We start from the raw sequence: 25,728 nt of genomic DNA on the forward strand, positions 1-25,728 counted from the left end.
AAATGTAAAATAAACTGTTTTAAAAAAGAGTCAGTCCAAAATTTAAACACTTCGGGGACTGACCTTTTTTATGGTCAATCTACCGTCCATTAAATATCAGTACTGGAGAAAAATTAGTAATTCCGCCCATTATAAACGGTAGTAATTACATGTTACAATAAAGAATATAAGGAGGAATAAAATGTCTTCAATAAGAGCAAGAAAGCAAGGAAATTCAGTCATGATTACTATTCCTAGTGCTTTAGGTGTTAAGGAAGGCGATGAATTTTATTTCGTAAAAAAAGATAATGGCGCAATTACACTCATTCCAAAAGTAGAAGATCATTTCGCAGATGTAAAGAGTGGTGAGTACTACTTACCCGAATTTGACGTTGGTTATGCCCCGAGTAAAGGAGAATTAGATGGATTATAGATCAAAAAAAGAGAAATTGTATTCATCAACTTTGACCCTTCTAAAGGATATGAAATAAATAAAAGACGTCCTGCACTTATTATGAGTAGAAATGAATATAATATAAGCACGAATATAGTTATCCTATGTCCAATAACAAAAACTGATAAAATCGTCCTTTCTTGGTACCAATTGTTACAAATAACTTGCCCTCCGAATTTTCTAGCAAGGTAAATACAAATCAAGTATATTCTTTAGATTATACCGAAAGAGCTAAAAGAAATATTAAATTTGTTGAAAGCATAGAAGAAGAACAGTTTTATAGAATTGTTCAGAAGTTCATGCATAATTTTGCTTTTGGACTTTAAATAAAAAAACGGTTTTGAACATGTACATTTCCCCATGCTCAAAACCGTTTTTGTATGTTTGCTAACCTATAATTTAAATCGTCCAACGAGTTCATTTAATTCGCTTGCTAACCCTGACAAATGCTCCGAACTCGCATTAACTTCCTCCATTGATCCACTTACTTCCTCTGCAGATGCAGCGGTTTCTTCTACTCCTGCTGCTGCTTCTTCTGAAACGGAAGCAATTTCATCAATAGAACCATTCATTTCTTGACTACCTGCTGCAATTTCAGAAAGGCTTTCGGATACAACAGTAATATTATTTACCATTTCCGAGATTGCTTCGCTGATTTCATTAAACATCTTACCAGTTGTTTCTATTTGCTTCGTTCCTTGCTCTACTTCTGTGGAACCTTCTTCAAGTGAATGCGCTACTTGATTGGATTCGTTTTGAATGTTTGTAACAATGTTAGTAATATCATTTACAGAATGTCCAACTTGTTCTGCAAGTTTACCTACTTCATTTGCCACAACAGCAAATCCTTTTCCATGTTCCCCAGCTCTTGCTGCTTCAATCGATGCATTTAGTGCTAGTAAGTTTGTTTGATCAGCAACATCACGAATCACAGATACTAATTTTGAAATTTCTTGTGATTGTTGATCAAGACTTTGCATCTTCGTTTCTGCATCTTTCACAATCTGATTTATTCGCTTCATTTGATTTGTAGAGGTTTCCATAAGCTGACTACCTTCATTCGTCATCTCGATAACTCTCGTTGAGTTCGACTGGATTTGTTCCCCATTTTCGTTCGCATGATTCACCTTCGTTGTAAAGGTACCCATGATTGAAGCTAAATCACTTGCGCTACTCGCTTGCGTTTCAGAACCATGAGCAAGTTCACCCATTGTAGTTGCAATTTGCTCTGTACCAATAGTCACTTCACTCGCTGCATGTGTTAATGCATCACTGTGACTTGAAACAGTTCCTGATACTGTAGTTATTTGATTCAATAAATCACGCATGTTTTTGTTCATGTCGTTCGTAGCATTAGCTAGTGCACCAATTTCATCTTGCTTCTTCGGCTTAATTGGTTCTTGACTCAAATCTCCACTAGCAATAACCTGCATTCTTTCCATTACAGTTTTTATTCGTCCTGTAAGTTTATTGGTGACAATAATTGAAATTGCAATGGCTGAGAATAACGCAATAGCCCACGTAATAATAATTGGGACCATTACAGCTCTCGCCTTTTCTTCATATTCCTCAACTAAAACAGTACCACCAAGGTACCAACCAGTCGTATCATTCTGTGCAAAAGCCATAATTTGGTCTTGACCATTGAGTTTATACTCCAGCAATCCTTGATCTCCTTGTTGCGTTAAAATCTGATAATACTCTTTCTCCGACTCATCCTGTCCAACTAGTTCTTCATTGGGATGCGCGATAATAGTTCCAGTGTCATCGATGATAACTCCAAATCCTGTCTCGCCTATTTCTAGCTGTTCCATCATATCAATTAATGTTCCAACTAAAATGTCAGCTCCAATAACACCACTCAAGCGACTCCCATTATAATAAGCGACCGATGCAGTGATAACAACTTCACCTGTACTCTCATCTATGTATGGCCTTGACCAAGTAATGGTATCTGATGCGGTTGCGTTTTGGTACCACTCTCTATCTCTCGGTTCAAAATCAGGACTTAAATCAACGACTGGATAAATAATTACCTCACCCGTCGAATCGATTGCCGAATAAATACTCGTTATCATATCATTTGTTTCTTGGGTTTCCTGATAATAATCCAGTAAATCGTCTCTTGTTTCAGGTTCATAATCCAAGACGATATCACTTGTTAAAAAACGTTCTAAATGGCTGCTAATATTTTCGAAAAACATATCGAACGTATCATTCATACCATCCATTTGACTCTCTACGTTCAACGAGAGTTCATCAACCGTATTATTCACACTGGATTGATAACTTACAAATGCTACAGCCCCAATGGAAATAACAAGTAGAAGTAAAAAAGGGATTAGTATTTCGTTTCTAATGGATTTCCTCGTGGTTGTTCTCTTACCTTGTTTTTTTAATTTTGTTTTCTTTTCTTTCTGCAATTGCCCCTTCTCCTTCTATCAAATATTTCATCCAATCTATAATAAGTTAGGATAATTAAAAATTTACATGCCTCTCATATTTATCGGCTGTATTTTAACAATTTCAATCATTTGTGTTCAAAAAAAGCTACATATATTCAAACAAACATTTGATTATATGTAGCTTTTTCCTGTTAAAGGAAACTATTTGATTTTTAGTCAAGAAAAAGTTGTTTACAGAATGGCACGTCAAATTATTGTTTTATCTTTTGAAAGTAATCCATTATACCAAGTGCAGATACCTGAATATCTAAGTTTAGAATAATATAAATTTCATGGTCTTCTGGGATGCCCGCAATTCTTAGGAATCCTTTAAGACGTCTCATAATTCGGCTTGCGATTTCATTATAATCGCCACCCGCTTCTACAACTTCTTCTGCAATATCCATATAAATATCTAACCATTTCATCGCTTGCTTCAATGCTTCCTCTGGATTCTCTGACATTCCATAGTGTCCAAAATAAATACGATCGACACGTTTCTCAAAGACACGTTGAATCGTTGCATGCATATCATTTGGATTAAAATGATTTGGGGACGTGCTTGGTAAATATAACTCTACTCCCGACCTTAACAAATGCTCATAACGGATTCCAACAGCATCTCCTGTGAAAATTCCATTACTTTTAGAGTCGTAAACACTGAAATGATGCTTGGCATGTCCTGGTGTATCCCAAAATTCAAGCACACAGTCTGGGCCAATTTCTAATGTATCTCCCTCTCCTTTTGTAATGACGCGGTCTTCAGGGACAGGGATAATTGGGTCATATATATCCGAAAAACTTTCTCCATAAATTGCTCGTGCTCCAGCTGCAAGCCTACTTGGGTCGATTAAATGACGAGCACCACGCGGGTGTACGATTAATTTAGCATTCGGACATTGTTGCAAGAGCAACCCCGCTCCACCAGCATGGTCTAAATGAACATGCGTTACAATAATGTATTTCACTTCTTCCATTGTGAAGCCTATTGTTTCTAAACCTTTTTTAATATATTTTACAGATGGACTTGGACCTACTTCAATCAAAGTCAATTCAGGTTCATTGATTACATAAATGCCTGTCCGACTTGGAATTTCCATATCAAATCCATCAATTAGAGAAATGCGTTCATCAAATGAGACTGGTTGTTTTTCATTCATTATCTTTTCTCCCCTCTTCCAATATATTTATCATACCAAATTCAAGGTTGATTTAAAATGAATGTATAAAGAATCAGCATTTGCAAAAGCTAATATAGAATAAAATTAGGAGGTTTTGTCATTGGAAAATCAGCAACAGCAAAATTATACGGAATCATCACAAATGCCCGATCAAATGAGCCACGGAGGGCATGAGCTTTTTGATGCGCATGAGGCAATTGGGGGATTGGTCGGTGCCTTAGAACATAGTGTGATGTATGAGCAATATGTTCAAGATCCAGAATTAAAACAAATTATGACAACACAAAAGAATTACTTATCAACACTATACAATACAGTCGTCGAAACGCTGAAGACTGGGCAAGAACCTGCTGTAAAAACGAAAGACTACAACATGGCTACTAACAATAATACTATTTACGGGATGCAGCCAACACAACCAAAGAAGCCTGCTCAATCCGTTAATGAAATCAATGATGCCTCTATTTCTGATTTTCTTATGGGTCATGTAAAAGCATGTGCTTCACACTTTACTGTAACAGCACTTGAAACATCGAACCCAGTGTTGCGAAGAGTTTTTGCTGACAGTGTACCAAACTTAATAGAAATTGCTTTCGAACTTTATCTTTACCAAAATAAACATCATTATTACCAAGTACCACAGTTAAAAGAAGCAGATATGCAAATTTATAAAAATAGCTTTGCACCAATTCAGCCACAAATGCCTCATTAAGCACTTGAATCGATTACAAAAAAAGAGCTTCCAGCTGTATTGGAAGCTCTTTTTTTATTATATTTTTGCTTTGAATTATTTCCATATACCCATATACTTATTATGGTATTTTTTGTCTTCTACCGTATCAATCAACTCTAAAGCGGTCTGCTTGATTTCTTCTTCACCAAAATGGACATATAACTTTTTCATATTCTCTAGAATATCATTACGAATTAACGTGTAGTTTTTTTCATCGGTTCCATTTTTAAATCGTTCAACCATATATTCCATAACCATTTCTTTTTGCTCTGTTCCAGCTTTTCCTACTTTCCAGATGGATTGAAGACTATGTCGCGCTGTTACAAACTTCTCATCTTTGGTTACTTCCCACAGCCTAGGAAAGTCTTTCATTATTCGTTTTTCTGGATCACTTTTTGCTAGACTCGCTAAATATTGTGTTGCACGTGAGCGCTGATGATTATCTTTATGCGTTAAGTCCTCTAATAAATCGTCCCATACTTCATAAGCCCAATCAACTTCTTTTTCCGTTATTTCTAAGATATATTGATAAGCTTCATAGCGTTCGTCTTTATCCCCTGATTTTGACTTTTCAAATGCCATTTTAACTTGATTATCCATTTTTTCACTCCTAATTTAAGGTTGGTATATTGGTACACGATTATCGATTATATATGTCTTTTAGATTTTAATTCAAATTGTGGTTTTGTAACATAATCCATATATTGAACACTACCATTATAATCTAAATATGCTTGATAGCGTGTAACTAATGCAGGGGCTATAACCAAACTTAAGACATCAGCTTTATTAACCCAACGACTATCCGATGTTTCAACCGATGTTGCCAATTCTCCACCGATTGGTTCACATACAAAATCAAACATAACTTGTCGGAACTATTTTCACTCCACTATGACCTTCATATGTCGCTGTATTAGAAAAGACACCTACCAAATGAGATACTTGAACATCAATGCCGCTTTCTTCTTTAACTTCCATAATAACCCCATCTATCAAATTTTCACCGACCTCTATTTGTCCACCTGGAAACACCCAATGACCCTCTCTACGTGTTTTTACCAATAATATTTCCCCATCATTATTTTCAACAAAGCCACCTGCTGCTACGATATGTACTGGTATTTGCATTGTAAATTCCTCCTAGGCAATATACTTCTTCTCAATCATAAACTTTTTGAAATTTGAACAATTTCCTTGATGACAGAATCACTCGTCTCATTATCTTTAATTACAAATAAATGATCTGCTTCGCCTTCTGTCGGTTCCACAATATCTTTCGATTCTGATTCAGCTTGTTGTCTTAAAAGTACTTCTTCAAAGCTAGAAGCAAATCTGAAAATATTTGTACTTCGTTGACTTTGAAGCACTCTTTCTCTTAAAACACTGTCTGGAATATCAAAATAAACTAAAATTCTTACAAACTTTTCCTTATTAAATAGCCCTTCAAGTAAGTTCAATCGATTTTTTCGACTTCGATTAGAATTACAAATAATTAGATGTAAGTCCGTATTTTCAATCGCATAATCTACAATGAGCCTTGATAACGAGGTCTTCAGTGTATTTGGTCCTTGTTTTGGCTGCAATTTTTCATAATAAGTATTAATGAACGCAGCTTGGTTATCTTGATCCATCACTAAAGCGTTATCTAGCTTATGCTCTAGTGCTTTAGCAAAGGTAGACTTTCCAGCATGTGTCTTACCCACTGTAATAATCACTAATCTTTTCATCATGTCCTCCGAAATTTATTTAATTCTATGTAATTTAGCGAATCTGCTCTTTGTATACCTTCGACAAAAAATCTGTTTCTCCTCTTTGAAGAAACGAAGCAATGTCATTAGTAATTACAATAGCCTTTTTATATAGCAACTACATTCGTGAACCCTATTGTACTTAGCTTTCACGGCGTCCTTTTCATCTCCAATATAATGAACAAAACCTTGAATCATCTTAAAATTTGGTTTGTTTATTCTTACTATATCTTCAAGCTCTTCGCCTTCAAGGTATACATGTAAATAAGAGTATATTTTCGTAAATCCATTCTTCTCATACCACTCATTTACCCATTTATCATCCCTTGTCCAGGCTTCAAGGTAATTTAAGCCTTTATCTTTCGCTGCTTTCTCAGCTTCTGCTAATAATTTAGCCCCTATGCCTTTTCTTTGATAATCAGGATGTGTTGCAATATGCCAAATCATTCCGCCTAGACCTTCACCTTGTGTACAAACCGTTCTTTCAGTTTTTTCATATTCAATATCCAGTAAACCTACAACTAGACCTCTCTCAACTGCCACCAATTCAATAGCTGGATTATCGTATAGTTCTTTTCTGTTTAATACATTATCAAAATAAGCAGTGTCTAAAAACGAGAGAGTTCTACAGCGTACCCAGTCAATTTCATCGTTAGAATTGTAGTTTCTGATTTCCATTTTTATCCTCCTGGTTATATCTTTTTCGAGTTGTTAGAGTGTCTCTTCCAATTTTGTCAGGGAAGCATTGATTAAACACCTTAAACTATAGTGAATACTCATATACACTTCCATAGAAAATTATGAATTTTATTTACTCTATATTATTACCTGTTGAAATAATAAAAGCAACGGCGCATTATTTTCTACATCTAAAACAAACTACTAACATTGATTTCTATTTTAGAGCTTAAAACAGTTGGTATTGTTGACTTATACCCTTGTTTACCGTACATTTGAAGAAACGACGATAAAGGATGGATCATAATGAGTAAGAAAAGTGTTGATGACTACTTAACAGATGGTATATATGGTGTTCGACTGCCAAAAGAAGAAGAACGCCGCCGTTTTCTCGGTACTTTAGAGGAGAGAATTGTAATCGCTCTAACAACTGGACAAGTTGTAACAGATTCCGGACTAAAAAAACTTGAAGAAGCAATGCAATCGCATCCGAAAGCAAGGCTTATCATTAATGGACATGTATCCTATCGTTTTTTAAAAGAAGAAAAAGAACTCGCTGCAAAATATAATATTCCTTATACGACAATTACGAATGAGGAATTCAAAACAGATATCGGCGCAGTCTTAACCTATGATCATGCAATTAATATGGAAAATATTTTTGTTGAGCTTGAACCTGAACCTGCAGAAGAACCTTCAAAAGAAGAAAATGACTCTGGTTTCATTTCTAAGTTAAAGAAATGGTTCAGTTAGGGATTTTGTATTAAAGGGGGATTACTATGAAAATTACATCGATCGAACCAACTCCCAGCCCACACTCGATGAAAATTAATGTAAATGAAGAGTTGCCTGCTGGTGAGAATTATAATTATAAAGCGAGCGATGACATAACAAGTGCACCTCAGTATGTTCGTGATCTTTTTCAAATTGAAGGAGTTAAAAATATTTATCGAGTCACAGATTTTATTGCACTTGCTCGCAGTCCAAAAGTCGATTGGGAGGAAATCTTACCACAGGTTAGGGATACTTTAGGTACAGAAGGTGAAATTGCTGCGTTAGAAATAGCTGATCAGAAAACAGAAACTACTAATTTTGGCGTTATTAATGTTTTTATTCAATTTTTCCGCGGGATTCCAATTCAAGTAAAGCTTGAAGAAGGCGATGAAGAAAAGAGATTTGGTTTACCACCTATTTTTCAGGATGCCATTATGAAAGCATCTGAAGTCTCAAACACTTTTATCTTTGACCGCAAATGGGTGGAACAGGATCCACGTTATGGAAATAGTGATGAGATCGGTGAGGAAGTCGTTGAAGAATTAACGGCGGCTTATGATGAAGAACGACTTGACCAATTAGTATCTCTAGCACTAGAAGAACGTGACGCTTCCGAGCTTGATCGAAAAATTGATGAGGATATTCCATTAGAAGTATTAGACCATCCTGACTGGAAAGAACGCTATGCTGTGTTAGATCGGATTATTGAGCCTAATCTTAATCATTTAGCTCTTTTGAATAAAGCGCTGGATGATGAGAAGGCTTCAGTTCGTAGACTTGCAACTGCTTATCTCGGCATGATTGAGGAACCTGAGGTACTTCCATCACTTTATAAAGCGTTGAAGGATAAAGCTGTTAACGTGCGCAGAACTGCTGGAGATTGCTTATCTGACCTTGGTTTCAAAGAAGCAATGCCTGAAATGATAAAAACATTAGATGATTCAAGTCGAATTGTTCGCTGGCGTGGGGCAATGTTTCTATATGAAGTCGGAGATGAGTCAGCAATACCTGCTTTAGAAGCTAAACTTGATGAGCCAGAATTCGAAGTGCGTATGCAAATCAATATGGCGCTTGAGCGTATTAAAGGCGGCAAAGAAGCGATGGGATCTGTCTGGCATCAGATGACGCAGGCGATGAAGAAGTAATTTTAGATAGAATTTAGAGGTGTGGAATTTTTTTTGGAGGTTGAATTGTGAACTTCGGGATATTCTGTGACAGCTTCGGGATATTGTATGGCGACTTCGGGATTTTCTGTGACAACTTCGGCGTAAATTGTGTCCACTTCGGGATTCAGCCAGAAACCACCAAAAAAAAGTAGCAAACCAAATTAAATTCCTGGCTTGCTACTTTTTAATTTACTTATAAGCTAGAATTTAGAGTGGTGAATTGTGAACTTCAGCATAATGTGTGGCGGCTTCAGCATATATTGTTTCCACTTCAGCATTTTCTGTGACGACTTCAGCATAAGTTTTGTCCACTTCAGCATTCAGCGATAAACCACCCCAAAAAAGTAGCAAACCAGATAAAATTCCTGGTTTGCTACTTTTTTCTACTCATTCCCCATCAAATAAATCGATCCTACACCTGATTTAAATTCATGATTATACGTTCCTTCACCGAGTATAATCGAAAGTTTATTCGACTTTTGGGTGCCGCCTTGTTGATTTGGTAAATCGGAAACAATATTACCAAGCCCAACGTTTGCACGAATCGTTGCATTCAATTCTTCTAAATTCATAAAATCAACATGCACATTTCCTGCTCCAGATTTCATTTCTAAATCTTGATTACCAGCAACCTGAAAGCGTACGTTGCCCGCTCCTGATTTAGCGACAATCTTCCCACTGCAAGATTTTCCATTCACACTCCCTGCACCAGTATCAACCTCTAAGCGATTGCTGTCTATATTCTCTACAAAGATATTTCCAGCTCCAGTTCTTAATTCGATATCTTTTCCATGGAAGTTTGTGGCATCAATATTGCCCGCTCCAGTTTTCATAAGCATCGTTTCGAAAATAAGATTCTTTGCCTTAATATTTCCTGTTGCAGATTTGATCTTGTAATGCTCGGCGAAATCTTCCGGTAAGCGAATTTCTAGCTTCGCATATTCGCCACTACGTATATTTAGAATTCTTTTCTTTTGCGGGATTTCCGCCTCAACAACCAAGCGATCATTCACCAAGCTCATTTGAAGCTCTGGACCTTTTTCAAATGTTTCTAATGTAATGTCGACCTGTGCTTTATCATGAATAATAAATTCAATATTTACGATATCGGAGTGTATTTCAAATTCTTTTATCTGAGAAACTTTTACTGTATTTTCTTGGATGACAGGTTCCTTCTTATTTTTAAATAGATTAACCATGCTCTCACCTCTTAGGATTTATTTTCTAACTCTTAGTTTAAGTAAAAACCCGTTTCTAAGATACATCCTGATGGTTGAAACATTCTCAGACTTAAGGCTGAATTTTATTTTTTGTCATAAGACTTAGGCTCACATAACCGATAAATGAAAGCACAACAGCAGTTACAACCGAATGCATGCCAAAGGGCTGCGGGTAAAAGTTTTCAAAGATAATATAGCTACTAACCCCAATAATAATAGATGCTAGTGCACCGTATTTATTTCCGTTTTTCCAATATAAGCCAAGAACAATTGGCCAGATAAACGTCGCTTCTAACCCACCCATTGAAAAGAGATTTAGCCAAATAATTAAATCTGGCGGCTGCAAGGAAAGGAAAATAACAATAATGCCAAGAATTGCAGTGATCCACATACTTAATGAGCGTATTTTTTTCTCTGGTGCTTTTGGTTCTATGTAATTTAAATATACGTCTTTTACAATTGTTGAGCTTACAAGTAGTAGCAAAGAATTTACAGTAGTCATTATTGCTGCCATTGGTGCTGCAAGAACGATTCCCGTTAACCAACCAGGTAGAACTTCTTGTGCAACGAGTGGCATGACCGTGTCCCCTACTTCAATTCCTGGAAGAACTGGACGTGAAAGCGCACCAATTAAGTGCATATTCAGCATGATAAAACCGACCACAATTGTACTTATGATAATCCCACGGTGCATGGATCTTGAGTTTTTATATGACATTGTACGAATAGCAATTTGTGGTAAAGCGACAACTCCGACACCAACAAGCACCCAGAAGGATGAAACATATGCTGGAGTAAGCGTACCTTCTGCTCCAAATGGAGTTATCAGATTAGGATTTTCAGCTGCCATATTAGAAATGATATTCGGTACACCTCCACCAGCAACAATAACAGCCACTAGTAAAACCAATGTACCCGTCACCATGATGATTCCTTGAATAGCATCAGTTAGTGCAATTGATCGAAAACCACCAATAATTACATAAATTAAAACCGAAACAGAAAAAATCAATAAAGATGCTAGATATGGAAGTCCTGTTAAGGATTCAATCAAGCGTCCCCCACCAATCCACTGGGCAGACATTGCTGAAAAAAGAAAGATTAATATACTTAATGATGACAAAATCACTACCCATTTGGATTGATAACGCTCTTTTAAAAAGTCGACAATCGTAACTGCTTTATATCTACGAGTCACAATAGCGAATTTTTTTCCTAAAACCATTAATACAAAATAACCTGTAACTAACTGCGACATCGACAAAAGTACCCAGCCAAGCCCTTGATTATAAGCTGCTCCAGGCCCACTTAGAAAACTACTCGCACTTCCATAAGTCGTAACCATTGTCATTGCGAGAACGAATCCGCCAAGACTTCTTCCACCGAGAAAGTATTCTTGAAGGAAGCTATTCGTCGAACGTACATATTTACTTGCCCATATCCCAACCCCACTAATGAGGACTAAGAATATTAATAATGGAATAATCGCTTCCCAATTTACCATTCATCGCTCTCCTCATCTTCAATTGGTACTTCAACAAAGAATTTCTTTATTACAAAAATCACAAGTACTACCATCACGACAAATCCCAAGACACAACTATAGAAAAACCATGCAGGGAAGCCAAAAACATAAGAGTACTCCGATGGATCTTTGCTACCTAACCCATAGGCAAAGCCATACCACCAGAAAAAATTAAAAAGTGCCAACCCTACACCAATCAAAGCTTCACGATTGGCTATTTTATTTACATCGTATTTATCTAACGATTCCAAGAGAACCCTCCTCGTGAAAAAATCTATGTTTATATTCTATCGGAGTATCTCCCTTAAGTGAAGTACTAGATTTAATCTTATAAATTTTTTGCATAAAAATAGACCCAGCCTTTTAAAGCTGGATCTATCATTTTACAACCTACTTGTTTTTCACTTTTTTACTAAAACTTACTTTAAGCACCTTATCCTTCACGTCATTCATTTCAATAGTTACTTTATCAACACCATCTGTAACTGTAAGGGTTGCATTTTTGTCTTTTAAAATATCAACTTGTTTTTTATTTAATAGAAGATCACGAGGTTTCTTTTCATTGAAAATATTGATTAGTACATGATCTCCATCATTTACAACATCTAATTGTTTTGTATGAATGGTTGCTGTTCCATTATTTTTCTTTGGTTCGATTACCACATAATTCGGTTCCTCTGGTTCTTCCGGATCTTCAGGATCCACCACTGTTCCTTCAGGGACGAAACCGTAAGACTCTGCTTCTTCAGCACTAACAAAGAATATACGTTTTTCAACTGGAACTGTTGCCCATGCATTTGGTTCCACATATTCCATCGTGTCAGAGTTACCTACATAACGCAGGAAGCCTTTTTGATCATCGTTTGCTCGGAATGCGAATGGTAGTTCAAGCAATGGATTTTCTGGATTCCAAATCCCTAAGCCTTGATCTTTCGCTGTCTTTACTGCTTCTTGGTAGAGTGGGTATGCTTCTTCATCAAAAGGTGCAATGAAGTAAGATGTTGCTAATCCATCTTTTACCATTTGCAAGTTAATATTCATCCCATCTGCCGCACGGATTACTTCTGCTAAAACTCTACCATAATCATCTGTCGGTTGATCACCAATCTTTAGATAAATTTTGTCGCCTGGCTGAATCAATGATGTAATATGATCTGTTGCTAAATCACCAAAATATTTCTGATTCGCATTAATTTCTGCTCTTTCAGGTGCTTTATTTTTTGCTGTATACGTTTCTGCTGTATCCATATTTAAGAAGCGAATACGAGTTTCTCCAAATACAGGATCTTGGATACGGATAGTATCACCGTCTGTAATCGTAGCCACTGTTGCTTCATAATAACCAGCTGAAGATGGAGGTGCGGCTTGTTCTTCACTTTTTACAATGTCCGACTGTTCAGTAGGAATGAGCTGGTACGTATTATATTGACTAACAATCGCCGTTAGATCATACCAGTAACCTGCTTCAACCTGTGTAATATCTAAAGCATTTTCCATTACTCGAAGCGTGGTCCCATTAAAGTCCTCGTCGATAACTGAAACGTTATAACCACCGCCTGCTAGACTGTCAGGAACTCTGTTAATATATCCTTGTAATTGAACAAGCTGTCCTTCAAAGCCTTCTGCAATTGCTGGATTTTGTAAATCCTCTAATGTAATTTGTTTCGGCTCTGGTAATGTTTGATTCTCTGCAATAATTTCAACAGATACCGGTACTACTTCTTTCAAGCCATTATATGTTGCAAGTTCACCGGTAACAATAACTTTATCTCCCTTAACGACATCAGGAAGATTCCCTTGTGTATATGCAAATAAGTTAATACCTGCTGTTTCATCTTGAATGTATGTTGAGAACTGTGCACCATTACTGATAGCACGGTTGTCTGCTGTTACAACACCTTCTACTTGAACAATTGTCCCATCAGGAAGATTTCGTGCTTCTTCAAGTGAATATTCACCTGCTCCCGGGTCTCCTGGTTCACCTGGCTCTTCAGGTGGGTCCACTGGAGTAACACCGTCCATTGTATGGCTTCCTAGGTATGCAAAAGTATTTGAAGCATATGCGTCCCATTCATTCGTATTATAAATCGTTGATGGTGAAGTAACTCCTGGTACACGAACGAGTGTAACATCTACTCCAAAGTTCTCACGGACACCGATTTCACCAACAACATCAATCACTTCATTATTTTTATTTAAAGAAATAGCATCATCGCCATTAAAATTAATGACAGCATTATTCGTTACATCAGCTTTTGCAAGAATTGCATCATCAGCACTTGCATGAGCGAGTATGAAAACTTCACCATGTTCTAATGTTCCAGATAATGTAAGTGTTTGTGAAGCTGTTGCCGCTCCATTAGAGTAAAGAGCCACTTGATAGTCTGACAAATCTACCGTACTGCTTGTCCCATTATAAATTTCAATCGCTTTATTGAACGAACTACCTTCCACATATTCCGAAATAAATAAGTCGTCAGCGACATTTTCACCGTTTTCAGCAGAAGCTATCGTTGCGAAAGCCCCTGTGAAATTCATAAATACTACAGCTAAAATAAGTAAGAGATTAAAAACTTTAAGCGTTAATGATTTTTTCATTCTCTTCCTCCACATTTTTTTATTCCCTCGAATTCAAGGGTCAATTACAATATTACATATAGTAGATTAAATTGGTATTAACTTTTCGTAAATTTAAACAATTAACAGAACTTTACACCTAGATAAGGAGTAAAAGGGTTATTTTGTCCTTCCTCTCCCTTTTTGAAACAGTACGAAAGTTGGATGTTTAAGTTTAGCTCCTTAAATATACTTTGCTTGATTTACTTACTTTTTAATCATATAATCAAATATGCATTATAAATTTAGGGGCCATAGTATAATGGGATTACATTTGCATGGCATGCAAAATATCGGAGTTCGATTCTCCGTGGCTCCATACAAAAATAAACAAATCAAAAAAAGACACAAAATCTTAATGGTTTTGGTCTTTTTTATTATATATTCAAATACATCTTGAGGACATTATCGTTGAATTAAAATAAAGTAATGAACTACCCTTACCAAGTAGGCAAAGGATAGTTCATTTTAAACTTTTGCAACGATTGTTGTAACGTTAATTCTTATACTCAATCGGTTCATCTTTTCGGTATTCTTCATCAATAATCAAGATAGGCTTGATGGAAACACCTTTACTGGAATCTGCAGATGCTTCATTGATTTCTTCAAATTTGTAGTAGTCGTTTAGTTTATCGAATGGGAATTTTCCTTGTTTATGGTATTCCACAATCTTCGGAACAGCAATTTGTGGAACAACATCCCCCATGCTGACACCAATAATTTTACGGTTACCCATTACTAATTCCATATACGTACTGAACTCTACTAAATTCGGAGTTACAGCTAATGGAACACTCACCCCACGTTTTGATAGAACTTCGATAGAGGATTTGATAACTTGTGATACACCTGTCGTATCAATAGAATAGTTAACACCTTTTCCACCTGTAATTTCTTTCATACGTTCTTCAAGATTTTCTGTTTTACTATTAATTGTATGCGTAGCACCTAGCTCTTTTGCTAATTCTAAGCGTGAATCATGGATATCAACTGCAACTACAGTATGGCAACCTTCAACTACTGCTGTCATTAATGCGGAAAGACCCACTGTACCTGTACCAAATACTGCAATCGATGAGCCAGTCTCTGGTTTTAGTGCATTCGCTACTGTACCATAACCTGTCATTAACCCACATCCAAGTGGTGCTACTTTACGTAAGTCGACATCTGAATCCACTTTAATCACATTATTTTCACCAGTAATTGTGTAAGTTGAGAAAGAACTTTGTTTCAAGAAGTTAGAAACTGGCGTACCATCTTCTCTATAAAATGTATGTGATCCATCATGACGTTCTCCACCGCCCATGTTTAATTCAACAAAGTCATCACATGCTGATGGGTAGCCCGTACGACAGCTGTCACATGCTCCACAATAATCATAAGCTAAAACGACTTGGTCATCTACTTCTAATCCTTTAACAGCGCTACCAACCTGTTCAACAATTCCAGCCCCTTCATGGCCAAGAACGATTGGCATTGGAACAGCCAACCCGCCTCCTAGACGCATTCCTTCATCTGATTGACAAATTCCGCTCGCAACCATTTTCACAAGAACTTCCGTTGCATGCAGTTCACCAAGCTTAAGTTCCTCCATTTGATAATCTTCATTCACACCATTAATGACAGCTGCTTTCGTCGTCAACTGACATTCCCCTGAAACTACATTTGCTACTTCTTCTTTTGTTTTCATTTAAATTCCTCCTTAAATTTTAAAACTTAAATTGGATATGTGTTTTTTTAACTAAACCGTTTTGTTAAGCGCTTTCATTACCAATGTTAAACTATTTTTAATGGTTATTATATTCCTAATGTTGTATGCTTGTACTACCACAAAAGGAGTAGATAATATGTTAGGTATACCTACTTTTGAAGAGCAATTTGCAAAATTGGATGATTTAGAGACACATGAGGAAAGATTAATTAAAGTTTTGGAAATATATCTGAAGAACTTTCCGGTAAGTAACGTTTATCTTTGTAGATACTCTCCGATTGGTTTTTTAGGAGAAGGTGTCATTGCTCTAGAAGATAATGAATTACGATATATTCATAATGAACGCTATGATGTTAGAACAGTGCCAGCTATAATGATAGCCATCAAGGAAAAAAAGGCAGTTTTTGTTGGAAGAGAAGAATTATTCAAGATCACTTCTAGCAACTATATTCTAAATAAAAATTTGAGTGGATTTTTGGTGTCTCCTATTTTACAAAGGGGAAATGTGATTGCTTTTCTTTACACTTATGTTTTTGAAAATATAGAAGTAAAAGAAGAACTACTCGAAGCAATTGCTCAATTTGGCAAGCAAGTCGGGAACCGAATCAATGAAACGTACGCAGAACAAAAATTGCTAAGTAAACGTGAATTTGAAGTAATGAAACAAATTGCAGATGGCTGCTCCACTAAGGAAATAGCGACAAATCTTTCACTAAGTGAATTAACAATAAAGCAATATGTAAAACTTGCGAGAGAAAAGTTAGGCGCATCCAATCGAGCACATGCAGTAGCGAATATGTATCGGCTGGGGATTTTATAGGGGCTGGCGTAATAAAGAGAAACAATCGTGGGGTTTTTTTATTTATTTCCATTAAATTTAATTCGTTATTTTAAAGAATTCATGCTATACTAGTCTAGCGATGAGCTGATTTGTGTAAGACGAGGAACAAGGTATTGATGTGAATGTGAACCACATCGTTCACTCGCCACAAATTTCGTGAACGCCTATATTTATATAGGCGTTTTTTATTTGGATTTTTTTAAAGAATTGTTTTTCTAATTGGAGGTTTTTGGTTTGAAGAACAAGATCACAAACTATATAATACTATTTAAATAATCGAAAGTATTAGGTCTATAAATAGGAGATTAATCATGCAGATTGTTTATGTTATTATTTCCTCCATATTAGCAGTACTTAGTATTCTTCCTTGGATCACTCTAAACACATCTATAGATTTTCTGGAAATCATTACGTTCGGACTAACGGGCTGCGCTGTTTTCCTGCCATCCCTTTATGCATTGCTTAGTTTACTTATCGCACTCCTGCTGAAAAAAAGTGGAATAAAGTTATTTCTAATGATTAGCAGTTCTCTATTTTTTATTTTTAATTTAGTTATGGCTTTGGTTGGGATATTCGGCTTTCAGAATCCTTAAGATGATAAAGCTACCTGTCTTTTACAAAGTTGTAAACTAACCCTCTTTAGATTTTATTGCAAGGTAATGTAGTGGTCCGCCAAATATTAAGCCTGCAAGAGCGATTCCAACAAAAACGGGTAAGTAGGAAAGTAATTCAATACGATTACCTAATGAAAAGTCTATAATCATACGTATAAGTGTTACAATAACCGGAGCAGCAATCGACCAAAATAATATTATCTTAACGTTTTTTCGCAAGACCTCACCTCATAAATTTGAAGTATTGTATTCCAACCTATATTGAATCAATTGATTTTCTCTTCCTAAATAAGTCTCGGTACCTTTTCTACTTACTTCCTTAAATCTAAGCTTTTCAAGCATTCTTTGTGAACGTAAATTATCTTCATGCGTTTCTGCCGTGAATAACGTGATCCCAAAGTTTTCATTGCCATACTTCATTGTGTGGAGCATCGCAGTAAATCCCAGACCTCTCCCCCACATCGTGCTATCACCGATAGCAATTCCTAATTCTGCTGTACTTTCTTTTATAGCTGCTAAGTCTGCGTAACCAATCATTTTCTCATGATGCTCAATCCCCAACCGGATAAAATCTTTCGCATCCTGCCGAACACAGTGTAGCCACCACTCGTAAAGTTCCTCTTCACTTCTATTTATTTCCCACTCATTCGCCATACAGAACTTTTCATCTTTGCTCCAAACGTGCACATATTCAAAATCACCTTCTGTAATTGGTCTAATCTTTATGGAATGTGAATGTAATTCTTTCATGCCATTCTCCCTGTCCCCTTTACTCTTTTGCAACCATCAATATGATAAAAATAAATAGTAAACCAGATTACCCGTATTTTTTAGTGTATTTAACAAGCCCAAATAAAATAGCTATGATAAGAATCAGTGAAAAGCCTGTAGCCAAGATCTTGTTTTCACCAAATAAAGAAGCTAACAGAACATCATAAGTTGGAACTCCTAATGCATAAAGTAATGGTAAAACTAATAGGCTTGTTGCTATACCAGCAATAAATACAAGCACATACTTTTTATTCATCTAACTCCCTCCTTATAAAATGAATACCTTTTATCTACTTTGCTAAACTTCTATATTCTATGACTCTATTTTTAAGAATTCGATCGGAACATCTTTATGCAATTTAAGGCTTAAATTTTTAAATCGACTTATTTGCTCGCTGTCTGAGATTTGATATTCAGCATGATGAATTTTTGCAGAATACATACTGAAGTCTTTATCGCTTTCGTTTACCCAGAATTCTATTTTCAAGGATTCATTATCGTCCTCGAAATGAACAGTCAGCTGACCATCTTCTAACGCATATGTCCCTTTCTTAAAATTAATAGAATCGGTATCCACTTTTCCATTCGAAAAAGCTAAAGTCATAATAGAATCATAGCGATTAGGGTTATCGAAATTCTCTTGTGAAATTGGACTTGGAATATATGCAATATCAAAAGTTTGGCCAGATAATTCGTCATCGTCATTACAAGCTGCAAGCATTAGGACAAATAAAAGTATCGGAAAAATAATAAGCTTTTTCATGATTACTTCCCCTTTCTATCGGAATACATAATATTTAGTTATCTTTACATACGAATGAATTTGGAAAAAGTTTCAATTTGTTCTAGGGATTTTGTTGTAAATTTATATTAATTCTGCGCTTAGATACTTATCTCTAATCTAATCCCATTTATCAAGCATAATAATGGCCCCAGCTAAAAAGATTATAAACTGAGGCATTATAAATTTTATCTGGCTACTTTCTATAGTAAATTGTACCATTAAAAATAAGCATAGCACCCTTTCTTTAAGGCGCTATGCTTATAATTCTCACTATTTTATTACTTCATAACCTAATTTCTCGATCGTTTCTTTTAGATCATCTTTTGTTACTTCGGATTCATTGATTGATGCTTTTACTTTACTTGAGTTGAAAAGCACTCTCGCTTCTTCTACTCCCGACATCTTTTTCACCGCAGTTTCTATCTTTTTAATACAAGACGGACATGTAAGGGGCTCTAATTGTAATTGAATATTAGTCATTAAAATCCTCTCCTTTGTTGTTCTACCTCTATTATATAGGGTGAATACTTTTAAATCTTTGACCTAGGTCAATTATTATATTAATAAAGTGTGGTGCTTTTTCTTACTAACTATAGTGTAAGCTATTTTCGATTTTCCGTAATTGACGGAGGTCAAGATTTAGGAGAAATTCTATTAATTTAGTCGTTCTGCATAAATACGCATTGCATCTCGCATAAATTCTGCAAGTCCATCCCCGAATTGGTCAATATTTTTTGTGAATCGCTCATCACTCACATACATTTCCCCTAGATTTTTAAATGCCTCTGGCGAATAGCTTCCTACCTTTTGAAGGAATGTATACCAGTCGTGGATATACTGCTGTGCAATGTCTGAGTCTGGTTTCTCATGGCGAACATTCGCTAGCCTTTCATAAATTGTATTGACTTCTTTTTCCATGTCTTTTACTTCTAGATTTGATTTACTGTTAATTTTGGCATTCGACTGATCGACCGCCTTGTCACCCCAGCGTTCTCTTGCTTCTGCCTCATATGGATTTTTACTAAAATCAAAGCCTTTAAATTTATCTTGATTTGTCATTTCAATCTTTCCTTTCATATTTAAAATAGTCTTGTCAATTGTCTCGATTAATTGCTCAAGTTGTATTTTCTTTTGTGTTAGCATTTTCCGCTGTAATTTTAAAGCTTCCGTTTTATCGAAGGTCGGATCCTGAATAATCTCTTTTATTTTTTTCAACGGAAAACCAAGCTCACGGAAAAATAGTATTTGTTGTAGCTCTTGAAGATTTTCTTGTGAGTACATGCGATAACCTGATGCTGTTATATCGTCGGGGGTGAGTAATCCTATTTCGTCATAATGATGTAGTGTGCGCACACTAATCCCCACTAGGTCAGCTACTTCCTTTATCTTCATGCTAATCCCTCCTCACTTTTTAATATAATCTATAACGTAACGTGAGAGTCAATACTTTTTTAGAATAGCCCATTCTTTCTAAATTCAATCCCCTTCTAGACATTTTCACCATATAGTGAAGGGAATAGTTTGATAGGAGGCTAGTATTTATGAATCACTATCCATATGATGAAGAAGATAGACAGTTTAATTTGCCAGGGTATTTATTAGGGCAGATGTTCGGCGGTGGTCAACAAGCCCCGCCATTTGGACCACCTAGTTTTCCAGGGGGGCCAGGCGGCGGGTTTCCTGGTGGTGGAGGCTTTCCTGGAGGGCCCGGAGGAGGTTTCCCTGGGGGTGGCGGATTTCCTGGAGGAACACTGGGTGGAGGTTTCCCTGGGGGTGGCGGATTTCCTGGTGGAACACCGGGTGGAGGTGGATTCCCAGGTCAACAGCAAGGGCAAGGTGGACCACCAACTTCACCACCACCTGGATTCACTCCGCAGCAAGCACAATTCCAAACTTTCGCAGTTGATCCCGGAGCAATTCGCGGCTGTCTTTTCCGTTTTACGTATGTATGGCTAAGACGTGATGCATTCTGGTTTTACCCTGTATTCGTAGGCCGCAATTCAATTGCAGGCTACCGCTGGAGAAGAAATCGGTGGGTTTATTTTGGAATTGACTTAGAGCAGATTCAATCATTTCAGTGTTATTGATTGGTGTCAGCATACCTTAGGTGGTGTGCTGATTTTTTTGTTTTAGTGGTTGAGAATGGTAGTTTGAGCTGCGAATCCTGAAGTTGTCACAATTTACCCCGAAGTCGTCACAGAATATCCCGAAGTGGACACAATTTCCACCGAAGTTGTCACACAATATCCCGAAGTTCACAATTGGGGGCAGCGTAGCTTTTGCTACAGACTGATTCTCGCACTATTATTTGGTAAATAATGTTAATTTATGCTCAAATGCTGAAGTTCACAGTGAAGTCGCTGATGTTCACATGGAAGTTACCTAATGTTCAAAATTAAGTCGCCGATGTTCACATAGTTCCCGCCCAAGTTCACAATTGCCTCCCCTCCACAAAACCCAAAATCCCACCACACATTAACACATCTTTACCAAACTCTAACCATTTTCTAATCTATCTCACATCACACTCTTACTCTCGCAGTCTAAGATAAGTAATCAAGGAGGGGTTAGGGATGGCAATAGAAATTTTTAGAAGAAAAGAACAAAAATACTTAATTACACTGGAACAATACAATGCACTTATACAGAGAATTGCTCCTTATATGAGACCTGACAAGTTTGGGGATGAGGGCAGGTACACGGTGACTAGTCTTTACTTTGAAAGCGCAGATAATAAGATTTATTACGAGACTAAGAACAAGCTGAGGTACAGGCAAAAGCTCCGACTACGTGTCTATAATGATGCTGATTTAAACAGTACTGCTTTTTTTGAAGTAAAACAAAAGCATAAGAAAGTTGTTAATAAGCGGAGGATGCTAATCCCGCTTTCGGAAGCCTACAGGTATTTACATGAAATGGATGAAGATCTCACAAAATATGAAACTTCAAACCAACAAGTACTTAGAGAAATTGATTACTTTCGTAAACTATATCAGTTAGAACCTGGAATGGTTGTAAGCTACGACAGACATGCTTTACATGGCATCAAGGATAAAGAACTGCGAATGACTTTCGATTTTAATTTACGATGTAGAAATGATGATTTGCAGGTAGAAAACGGACCTTATGGTGACTTATTTATTGATGAAAATTTAGTTGTACTTGAGGTGAAGGTAAATGATAGTGTGCCTTTATGGCTCACACGGATTCTGCAAGAGTTAAATTGTGAGCAGCGCAGTGCGTCAAAGTATTGCACAAGCACGGAACTTTTAAATAATATGGCCCCACCAGTTGGGACTGCATTAGAAAACGTAACAATAGGAGGAATATAAATGGATATATTTAATCAAATTTTCGGTTCGGGTGGAACGGACGGGTCGCTAGTTCTTACCTTAACAGCAATGACATTAGCATCTGTCTTGAGTATTTTTATTACGTTAGTTTATCAATTTACTTTTACAGGTGAACGCTATTCGCAGAACTTTGTCCATACAATTATTATAATGAGCGTGGTCGTATCTGTGGTTATGAATGTGGTTAGCGGGAATGCAGGTGTGGCGTTTGGTTTATTTGCAGTATTTTCCTTAATCCGTTTTCGTAGTGCTGTGACGGACGCGAAGGATATAGCTTATATTTTCTTTGGACTTTCGGTTGGGATGACATGTGGTTTGTATCAATTTGAATTAGCGATTATATTGACTTTCTTTGCGAGCATTTTATTTTATCTACTTTATAAATTTGAATATGGAAAAGGCAAAGATACGCAGATTCTAAAGGTAACTGTTCCAGAAAACTTAAATCATGAGAATTTACTTGATGATGTTTTTGAAGCGTTTACGATTTCTAACCATTTACGACAAGTAGAAACGACAAATCTAGGAACGATGATTATGTACACGTACGCGATTCGGACAAAAATGGAGACCAAGGATAAAGTTTTACTTGATCGCATAAGAGAAAAAAATGCGAATTTAAAAGTCTCCTTAACATATATGCAAAACGAATAAAAATAGGGTGAGGCCAAATTATGGCGCTCACCCATTATTTTGTTTCATTTAAAATTTCATCCACAGTTTCTTCTACTTCTACTCTAGTCATTTTCTCTTGACCTGCATTCATTGCACGTAATGTCTTCTTCGCTAAAGCTAGAGGTATTTTACAGAAAAGAATTATATTTTTCGTTTTTAAGTCTTTCATATATTGATCTGCTTTATCAAGATTCCCCCAAGCATAATCAAACATATCTTCTCGAGTCCAACCATCTGGAAGGAAACGAACACCACGCTCGGCATCTTCATCTTGATTCCTTAGCATATTCACAGCTTGAAGGCCACGTCCATAGCCCAAAGCTAATTCATAATCTGTTTCAGTACCATCATACCATCGCCAAATATCAGATAGCATGACACCAACTAACCCAGCAACATAATAGGTGTATTCATCAAGATCTTCCTTTGTTTGTACGACGAACTCTTTTTCTACCCATTTCGCCATACCTTCAGCCATTTCACTCGTTGATTCCATTACTTTAGCTACAATATCATCAGGACAAATTTCCACCCAGTCTGCGAGTCTAAGTGTTACTTCAGGTAAATCATCATGATATGGCTCTGTTAGGGCTTCATATGCGGTTCTATCAAATTTATTCGCTTTCAATAGTTCACTCGTTGCTTCCAGTAATTTAATTTTACTTTCTGCAGGCATTGTTTCATGATCTTCAATTTCATCAATTGCACGCATGCATAAATAAGCAGCACCTACTGTTTTCCGAAGTGTTGGTTTTAATAATTTTATTGGTATATAAAAAGTTCTGCTCGTAAGCTTTAAAATATGCATTGCTTCTTTTTGTAAATTCGCTTCCGTACTCAAATTATTTCCTCCTTCAAAACTGAAGTAATACAAGTATAACAAAAATGTGCCGTTATTTCTTGTTTATTGTTAACTTTGCTTTTGAATGAGCTTTTCCTATGCTCTACCTTGTAAATTCATGGAAATGCAATTAAGATGGTATTTGTACTTTAATTAGATTGTTCAAAAGGAGGATAAAAAGGACCTAGAATTTCGAGGCGGAAAAGCGAGCATTCGTGCGAGATTCGAAGCGTCATTTTTACCGGACTTTTGAACTTACATCTAAATGTGAAAGGTGTAACATCATGGATAAACGAGTGTACTTTTTAATGACCGTTTCCTTTGTTGTAGGAATGGTTGAGTTAATTATTGGGGGAATTTTAGATCTGATAGCGATTGATTTAGGTGTAAGCATAGGGCTTGCTGGAATGTTAATTACCATTTTTTCATTAACATTCGGGATTTCAGCGCCAATTCTTCTCGTTCTCACAGCAAAAATGGAACGAAAAAAGCTAACAACAATCGCGCTTTTTGTGTTTTTATTCGGGAATATTCTTGCTGTAATCAGTCCGACATACAGCATTCTATTTATAGGAAGAATTATTTCTGCGGCGAGTGGATCAATATTAATTATTCTTTGTATTGTGATGGCTGCAAATATTGTTGAACCCAGGTATCGTGGAAGAGCGATAGGTATTGTAAGTATGGGGGTTAGTGGTTCGCTTGTGTTAGGGGTCCCAATTGGCTTAAGCCTAGGAAACTTCTTTGGATGGCGTGCTCCTTTTCTTATGATTGTCATTCTAACGGTTATTAGTATGATTGGTGTCCATTTCTTTATGGAGCGAGTCCCACCAAGGCCAGTTAGCTCAATAAAAGAACAATTCCAATCACTGAAAGATAAAAAAATCTTATTCGCGCATTTGACTGTCTTCGCTCTTTTATCTGGTCATGCCGTGCTTTATGCTTACTTAACTCCTTATGTAAAAATAACGATGGGATTAGGTGAAAATAGCATCAGCTTGATCTACCTTGTTTTTGGTATTGCTGCCGTTAGTGGCGGTGCAATTGGAGGAACGATGGCTGATAAGTTTGGGGTGCAGCGTGTTTCTTTAACTGTAATCATTACTTTTATGATTGCGATATTCTTATTACCGCAAACGACTACAATACTTCCATTATTTATTCTTGCATTGGTAGTATGGGGCGTCATGAGTTGGGCGATAAGTCCACCCTTACAGAGTTATCTCATGGATAATGCTCCCGAGACAGCTGATATGCAAGTAAGTATTTATAACTCTGCACTTCATTTTGGGATTGCTTTCGGATCGTTCATCGGAGGAATCGTTGTCGATCAAGCATCAATTGAATGGAACCCATACGTCGGAGGCATACTCGTTGTAATTGCTTTAGGAACAATGCTTATCTCTCTCAAGCAAAAAAGCAATGCTCCCGAGAAATCATTGACGAATTAAAACTCAACAAAAATCAAACATCTATTTGCTATCTTTTATAAACTTAGCATGTAGATGTTTTTTTAACGATAAGAAATCTAGTAAACCATTGTAATTCTTTATAGAAGTAACTTATAATATGTCTAATAGAAAATAGAACATTTTAAAATAGAATCTGATTAAAGGG

30 protein-coding genes and 1 tRNA gene are annotated in these 25,728 nt (G+C 36.5%); 11 read left to right on the plus strand and 20 right to left on the minus strand.

Annotated features, from left to right (window positions below; translation table 11 throughout):
* Nucleotides 1-181 precede the first annotated feature (181 nt).
* Nucleotides 182-412 (plus strand): type II toxin-antitoxin system PemI/MazE family antitoxin, encoded by a 231-nt coding sequence (gene mazE, locus ACXYMZ_RS15375; RefSeq protein WP_458949291.1) that lies wholly within the window; start codon nt 182-184, stop codon nt 410-412.
* Between the two features lie 54 nt (nt 413-466).
* Nucleotides 467-625: a type II toxin-antitoxin system PemK/MazF family toxin gene (locus ACXYMZ_RS15380; protein WP_458949375.1), complete on the plus strand. Its 159-nt coding sequence runs from the start codon at nt 467-469 to the stop codon at nt 623-625.
* Nucleotides 626-825: 200 nt separating this feature from the next.
* Here ACXYMZ_RS15380 and ACXYMZ_RS15385 read toward each other — a convergent pair whose 3' ends face one another.
* Together ACXYMZ_RS15385 and ACXYMZ_RS15390 are read right to left on the minus strand one after the other, a co-directional pair.
* Complete coding sequence (locus ACXYMZ_RS15385) at nt 826-2,856, minus strand: methyl-accepting chemotaxis protein (protein ID WP_458949292.1); 2,031 nt, start codon at nt 2,854-2,856, stop codon at nt 826-828.
* A gap of 233 nt (nt 2,857-3,089) precedes the next feature.
* Nucleotides 3,090-4,037, minus strand: a complete 948-nt coding sequence (locus tag ACXYMZ_RS15390) for an MBL fold metallo-hydrolase (protein ID WP_458949293.1) — start codon at nt 4,035-4,037, stop codon at nt 3,090-3,092.
* A 121-nt stretch (nt 4,038-4,158) separates the two neighbouring features.
* Between ACXYMZ_RS15390 and ACXYMZ_RS15395 the strand changes: the two genes are divergently transcribed.
* Nucleotides 4,159-4,770, plus strand: a complete 612-nt coding sequence (locus ACXYMZ_RS15395; RefSeq protein WP_458949294.1) for a spore coat protein — start codon at nt 4,159-4,161, stop codon at nt 4,768-4,770.
* A 75-nt stretch (nt 4,771-4,845) separates the two neighbouring features.
* Here ACXYMZ_RS15395 and ACXYMZ_RS15400 read toward each other — a convergent pair whose 3' ends face one another.
* The 5 genes from ACXYMZ_RS15400 to ACXYMZ_RS15420 form a co-directional block, all read right to left on the minus strand.
* Nucleotides 4,846-5,391 carry a hypothetical protein gene (locus ACXYMZ_RS15400; protein ID WP_458949295.1) on the minus strand — a complete coding sequence of 182 codons (546 nt, stop codon included), beginning with the start codon at nt 5,389-5,391 and terminating at the stop codon, nt 4,846-4,848.
* A 47-nt stretch (nt 5,392-5,438) separates the two neighbouring features.
* Complete coding sequence (locus ACXYMZ_RS15405; protein ID WP_458949296.1) at nt 5,439-5,657, minus strand: hypothetical protein; 219 nt, start codon at nt 5,655-5,657, stop codon at nt 5,439-5,441.
* Complete coding sequence (locus ACXYMZ_RS15410; protein WP_458949297.1) at nt 5,650-5,922, minus strand: NUDIX domain-containing protein; 273 nt, start codon at nt 5,920-5,922, stop codon at nt 5,650-5,652. The genes ACXYMZ_RS15405 and ACXYMZ_RS15410 overlap by 8 nt, the downstream gene beginning before the upstream one ends.
* Nucleotides 5,923-5,957: 35 nt before the next feature.
* On the minus strand, nt 5,958-6,521 hold the full coding sequence (locus ACXYMZ_RS15415; RefSeq protein ID WP_458949298.1) for an ATP-binding protein: 564 nt from the start codon (nt 6,519-6,521) through the stop codon (nt 5,958-5,960).
* 114 nt (nt 6,522-6,635) lie between these two features.
* The gene (locus ACXYMZ_RS15420) at nt 6,636-7,220 is read right to left on the minus strand and encodes a GNAT family N-acetyltransferase (protein ID WP_458949299.1); all 585 of its coding nucleotides are present in this window, start codon (nt 7,218-7,220) and stop codon (nt 6,636-6,638) included.
* 306 nt (nt 7,221-7,526) lie between these two features.
* On the opposite strand from ACXYMZ_RS15420, the gene ACXYMZ_RS15425 reads away from it, so the two are divergent.
* Nucleotides 7,527-7,973 (plus strand): YueI family protein, encoded by a 447-nt coding sequence (locus tag ACXYMZ_RS15425; protein ID WP_458949300.1) that lies wholly within the window; start codon nt 7,527-7,529, stop codon nt 7,971-7,973.
* 26 nt (nt 7,974-7,999) lie between these two features.
* Entirely contained in the window at nt 8,000-9,139 is a 1,140-nt protein-coding gene (locus tag ACXYMZ_RS15430; protein ID WP_458949301.1) for a conserved virulence factor C family protein, read from the plus strand.
* Between the two features lie 228 nt (nt 9,140-9,367).
* On the opposite strand, the gene ACXYMZ_RS15435 is transcribed toward ACXYMZ_RS15430, so the two are convergent.
* From ACXYMZ_RS15435 to ACXYMZ_RS15455, 5 genes are all read right to left on the minus strand, one after another.
* Nucleotides 9,368-9,511, minus strand: a complete 144-nt coding sequence (locus ACXYMZ_RS15435) for a hypothetical protein (RefSeq protein WP_458949302.1) — start codon at nt 9,509-9,511, stop codon at nt 9,368-9,370.
* Between the two features lie 32 nt (nt 9,512-9,543).
* A complete protein-coding gene (locus tag ACXYMZ_RS15440) occupies nt 9,544-10,359 on the minus strand; it encodes a DUF4097 family beta strand repeat-containing protein (RefSeq protein WP_458949303.1) in 816 nt (271 codons plus the stop codon).
* 91 nt (nt 10,360-10,450) lie between these two features.
* Nucleotides 10,451-11,884, minus strand: a complete 1,434-nt coding sequence (gene panF / locus ACXYMZ_RS15445) for a sodium/pantothenate symporter (RefSeq protein WP_458949304.1) — start codon at nt 11,882-11,884, stop codon at nt 10,451-10,453.
* Nucleotides 11,878-12,156 (minus strand): YhdT family protein, encoded by a 279-nt coding sequence (locus ACXYMZ_RS15450; RefSeq protein ID WP_458949305.1) that lies wholly within the window; start codon nt 12,154-12,156, stop codon nt 11,878-11,880. Before ACXYMZ_RS15450 ends, panF begins: the two co-directional genes overlap by 7 nt.
* Before the next feature lie 139 nt (nt 12,157-12,295).
* Nucleotides 12,296-14,503, minus strand: coding sequence for a thermonuclease family protein (locus ACXYMZ_RS15455; RefSeq protein ID WP_458949306.1), 2,208 nt, complete (start codon nt 14,501-14,503; stop codon nt 12,296-12,298).
* Nucleotides 14,504-14,769: 266 nt separating this feature from the next.
* Between ACXYMZ_RS15455 and ACXYMZ_RS15460 the strand changes: the two genes are divergently transcribed.
* A tRNA-Ala gene (locus ACXYMZ_RS15460) sits at nt 14,770-14,840 on the plus strand.
* 177 nt (nt 14,841-15,017) lie between these two features.
* Here ACXYMZ_RS15460 and ACXYMZ_RS15465 read toward each other — a convergent pair.
* Entirely contained in the window at nt 15,018-16,211 is a 1,194-nt protein-coding gene (locus ACXYMZ_RS15465; protein ID WP_458949307.1) for an NAD(P)-dependent alcohol dehydrogenase, read from the minus strand.
* Nucleotides 16,212-16,368: 157 nt separating this feature from the next.
* Here ACXYMZ_RS15465 and ACXYMZ_RS15470 point away from each other — a divergent pair, with 157 nt between their 5' ends.
* The gene (locus tag ACXYMZ_RS15470) at nt 16,369-17,052 is read left to right on the plus strand and encodes a response regulator transcription factor (RefSeq protein WP_458949308.1); all 684 of its coding nucleotides are present in this window, start codon (nt 16,369-16,371) and stop codon (nt 17,050-17,052) included.
* A gap of 650 nt (nt 17,053-17,702) precedes the next feature.
* Here the strand turns inward: ACXYMZ_RS15470 and ACXYMZ_RS15475 are convergent.
* From ACXYMZ_RS15475 to ACXYMZ_RS15500, 6 genes are all read right to left on the minus strand, one after another.
* Nucleotides 17,703-17,906 (minus strand): hypothetical protein, encoded by a 204-nt coding sequence (locus ACXYMZ_RS15475; RefSeq protein WP_458949309.1) that lies wholly within the window; start codon nt 17,904-17,906, stop codon nt 17,703-17,705.
* A 9-nt stretch (nt 17,907-17,915) separates the two neighbouring features.
* Nucleotides 17,916-18,437, minus strand: coding sequence for a GNAT family N-acetyltransferase (locus ACXYMZ_RS15480; RefSeq protein ID WP_458949310.1), 522 nt, complete (start codon nt 18,435-18,437; stop codon nt 17,916-17,918).
* Between the two features lie 67 nt (nt 18,438-18,504).
* Nucleotides 18,505-18,714: a hypothetical protein gene (locus tag ACXYMZ_RS15485; RefSeq protein WP_458949311.1), complete on the minus strand. Its 210-nt coding sequence runs from the start codon at nt 18,712-18,714 to the stop codon at nt 18,505-18,507.
* 57 nt (nt 18,715-18,771) lie between these two features.
* Nucleotides 18,772-19,221, minus strand: coding sequence for a hypothetical protein (locus ACXYMZ_RS15490; protein ID WP_458949312.1), 450 nt, complete (start codon nt 19,219-19,221; stop codon nt 18,772-18,774).
* A 291-nt stretch (nt 19,222-19,512) separates the two neighbouring features.
* Nucleotides 19,513-19,722, minus strand: coding sequence for a heavy-metal-associated domain-containing protein (locus ACXYMZ_RS15495; RefSeq protein WP_458949313.1), 210 nt, complete (start codon nt 19,720-19,722; stop codon nt 19,513-19,515).
* Nucleotides 19,723-19,896: 174 nt separating this feature from the next.
* The gene (locus tag ACXYMZ_RS15500) at nt 19,897-20,640 is read right to left on the minus strand and encodes a MerR family transcriptional regulator (protein ID WP_458949376.1); all 744 of its coding nucleotides are present in this window, start codon (nt 20,638-20,640) and stop codon (nt 19,897-19,899) included.
* A gap of 143 nt (nt 20,641-20,783) precedes the next feature.
* Between ACXYMZ_RS15500 and ACXYMZ_RS15505 the strand changes: the two genes are divergently transcribed.
* The 3 genes from ACXYMZ_RS15505 (at nt 20,784) to ACXYMZ_RS15515 (ending at nt 23,249) form a co-directional block, all read left to right on the plus strand.
* A complete protein-coding gene (locus ACXYMZ_RS15505) occupies nt 20,784-21,329 on the plus strand; it encodes a hypothetical protein (RefSeq protein WP_458949314.1) in 546 nt (181 codons plus the stop codon).
* Between the two features lie 486 nt (nt 21,330-21,815).
* The gene (locus ACXYMZ_RS15510; RefSeq protein ID WP_458949315.1) at nt 21,816-22,574 is read left to right on the plus strand and encodes a VTC domain-containing protein; all 759 of its coding nucleotides are present in this window, start codon (nt 21,816-21,818) and stop codon (nt 22,572-22,574) included.
* Entirely contained in the window at nt 22,575-23,249 is a 675-nt protein-coding gene (locus ACXYMZ_RS15515; RefSeq protein ID WP_458949316.1) for a DUF4956 domain-containing protein, read from the plus strand.
* A gap of 34 nt (nt 23,250-23,283) precedes the next feature.
* Here the strand turns inward: ACXYMZ_RS15515 and ACXYMZ_RS15520 are convergent, their stop codons facing one another.
* Nucleotides 23,284-24,111 carry a squalene/phytoene synthase family protein gene (locus ACXYMZ_RS15520; RefSeq protein ID WP_458949317.1) on the minus strand — a complete coding sequence of 276 codons (828 nt, stop codon included), beginning with the start codon at nt 24,109-24,111 and terminating at the stop codon, nt 23,284-23,286.
* Between the two features lie 284 nt (nt 24,112-24,395).
* On the opposite strand from ACXYMZ_RS15520, the gene ACXYMZ_RS15525 reads away from it, so the two are divergent.
* Entirely contained in the window at nt 24,396-25,562 is a 1,167-nt protein-coding gene (locus ACXYMZ_RS15525; RefSeq protein ID WP_458949318.1) for an MFS transporter, read from the plus strand.
* The last annotated feature ends 166 nt before the right edge of the window (nt 25,563-25,728 follow it).

The sequence above is a fragment of the Oceanobacillus sp. CAU 1775 genome, assembly GCF_054482815.1.

Bases quoted from the DNA above. Each gene is read 5' to 3' on its own strand.
- mazE (WP_458949291.1), top strand. From the start codon at position 182: ATGTCTTCAATAAGAGCAAGAAAGCAAGGAAATTCAGTCATGATTACT.
- ACXYMZ_RS15390 (WP_458949293.1), bottom strand. From the start codon at position 4,037: ATGAATGAAAAACAACCAGTCTCATTTGATGAACGCATTTCTCTAATT.
- ACXYMZ_RS15400 (WP_458949295.1), bottom strand. From the start codon at position 5,391: ATGGATAATCAAGTTAAAATGGCATTTGAAAAGTCAAAATCAGGGGAT.
- ACXYMZ_RS15405 (WP_458949296.1), bottom strand. From the start codon at position 5,657: ATGTTTGATTTTGTATGTGAACCAATCGGTGGAGAATTGGCAACATCG.
- ACXYMZ_RS15410 (WP_458949297.1), bottom strand. From the start codon at position 5,922: ATGCAAATACCAGTACATATCGTAGCAGCAGGTGGCTTTGTTGAAAAT.
- ACXYMZ_RS15415 (WP_458949298.1), bottom strand. From the start codon at position 6,521: ATGAAAAGATTAGTGATTATTACAGTGGGTAAGACACATGCTGGAAAG.
- ACXYMZ_RS15420 (WP_458949299.1), bottom strand. From the start codon at position 7,220: ATGGAAATCAGAAACTACAATTCTAACGATGAAATTGACTGGGTACGC.
- ACXYMZ_RS15425 (WP_458949300.1), top strand. From the start codon at position 7,527: ATGAGTAAGAAAAGTGTTGATGACTACTTAACAGATGGTATATATGGT.
- ACXYMZ_RS15430 (WP_458949301.1), top strand. From the start codon at position 8,000: ATGAAAATTACATCGATCGAACCAACTCCCAGCCCACACTCGATGAAA.
- ACXYMZ_RS15440 (WP_458949303.1), bottom strand. From the start codon at position 10,359: ATGGTTAATCTATTTAAAAATAAGAAGGAACCTGTCATCCAAGAAAAT.
- panF (WP_458949304.1), bottom strand. From the start codon at position 11,884: ATGGTAAATTGGGAAGCGATTATTCCATTATTAATATTCTTAGTCCTC.
- ACXYMZ_RS15455 (WP_458949306.1), bottom strand. From the start codon at position 14,503: ATGAAAAAATCATTAACGCTTAAAGTTTTTAATCTCTTACTTATTTTA.
- ACXYMZ_RS15465 (WP_458949307.1), bottom strand. From the start codon at position 16,211: ATGAAAACAAAAGAAGAAGTAGCAAATGTAGTTTCAGGGGAATGTCAG.
- ACXYMZ_RS15470 (WP_458949308.1), top strand. From the start codon at position 16,369: ATGTTAGGTATACCTACTTTTGAAGAGCAATTTGCAAAATTGGATGAT.
- ACXYMZ_RS15480 (WP_458949310.1), bottom strand. From the start codon at position 18,437: ATGAAAGAATTACATTCACATTCCATAAAGATTAGACCAATTACAGAA.
- ACXYMZ_RS15485 (WP_458949311.1), bottom strand. From the start codon at position 18,714: ATGAATAAAAAGTATGTGCTTGTATTTATTGCTGGTATAGCAACAAGC.
- ACXYMZ_RS15490 (WP_458949312.1), bottom strand. From the start codon at position 19,221: ATGAAAAAGCTTATTATTTTTCCGATACTTTTATTTGTCCTAATGCTT.
- ACXYMZ_RS15495 (WP_458949313.1), bottom strand. From the start codon at position 19,722: ATGACTAATATTCAATTACAATTAGAGCCCCTTACATGTCCGTCTTGT.
- ACXYMZ_RS15505 (WP_458949314.1), top strand. From the start codon at position 20,784: ATGAATCACTATCCATATGATGAAGAAGATAGACAGTTTAATTTGCCA.
- ACXYMZ_RS15510 (WP_458949315.1), top strand. From the start codon at position 21,816: ATGGCAATAGAAATTTTTAGAAGAAAAGAACAAAAATACTTAATTACA.
- ACXYMZ_RS15515 (WP_458949316.1), top strand. From the start codon at position 22,575: ATGGATATATTTAATCAAATTTTCGGTTCGGGTGGAACGGACGGGTCG.
- ACXYMZ_RS15525 (WP_458949318.1), top strand. From the start codon at position 24,396: ATGGATAAACGAGTGTACTTTTTAATGACCGTTTCCTTTGTTGTAGGA.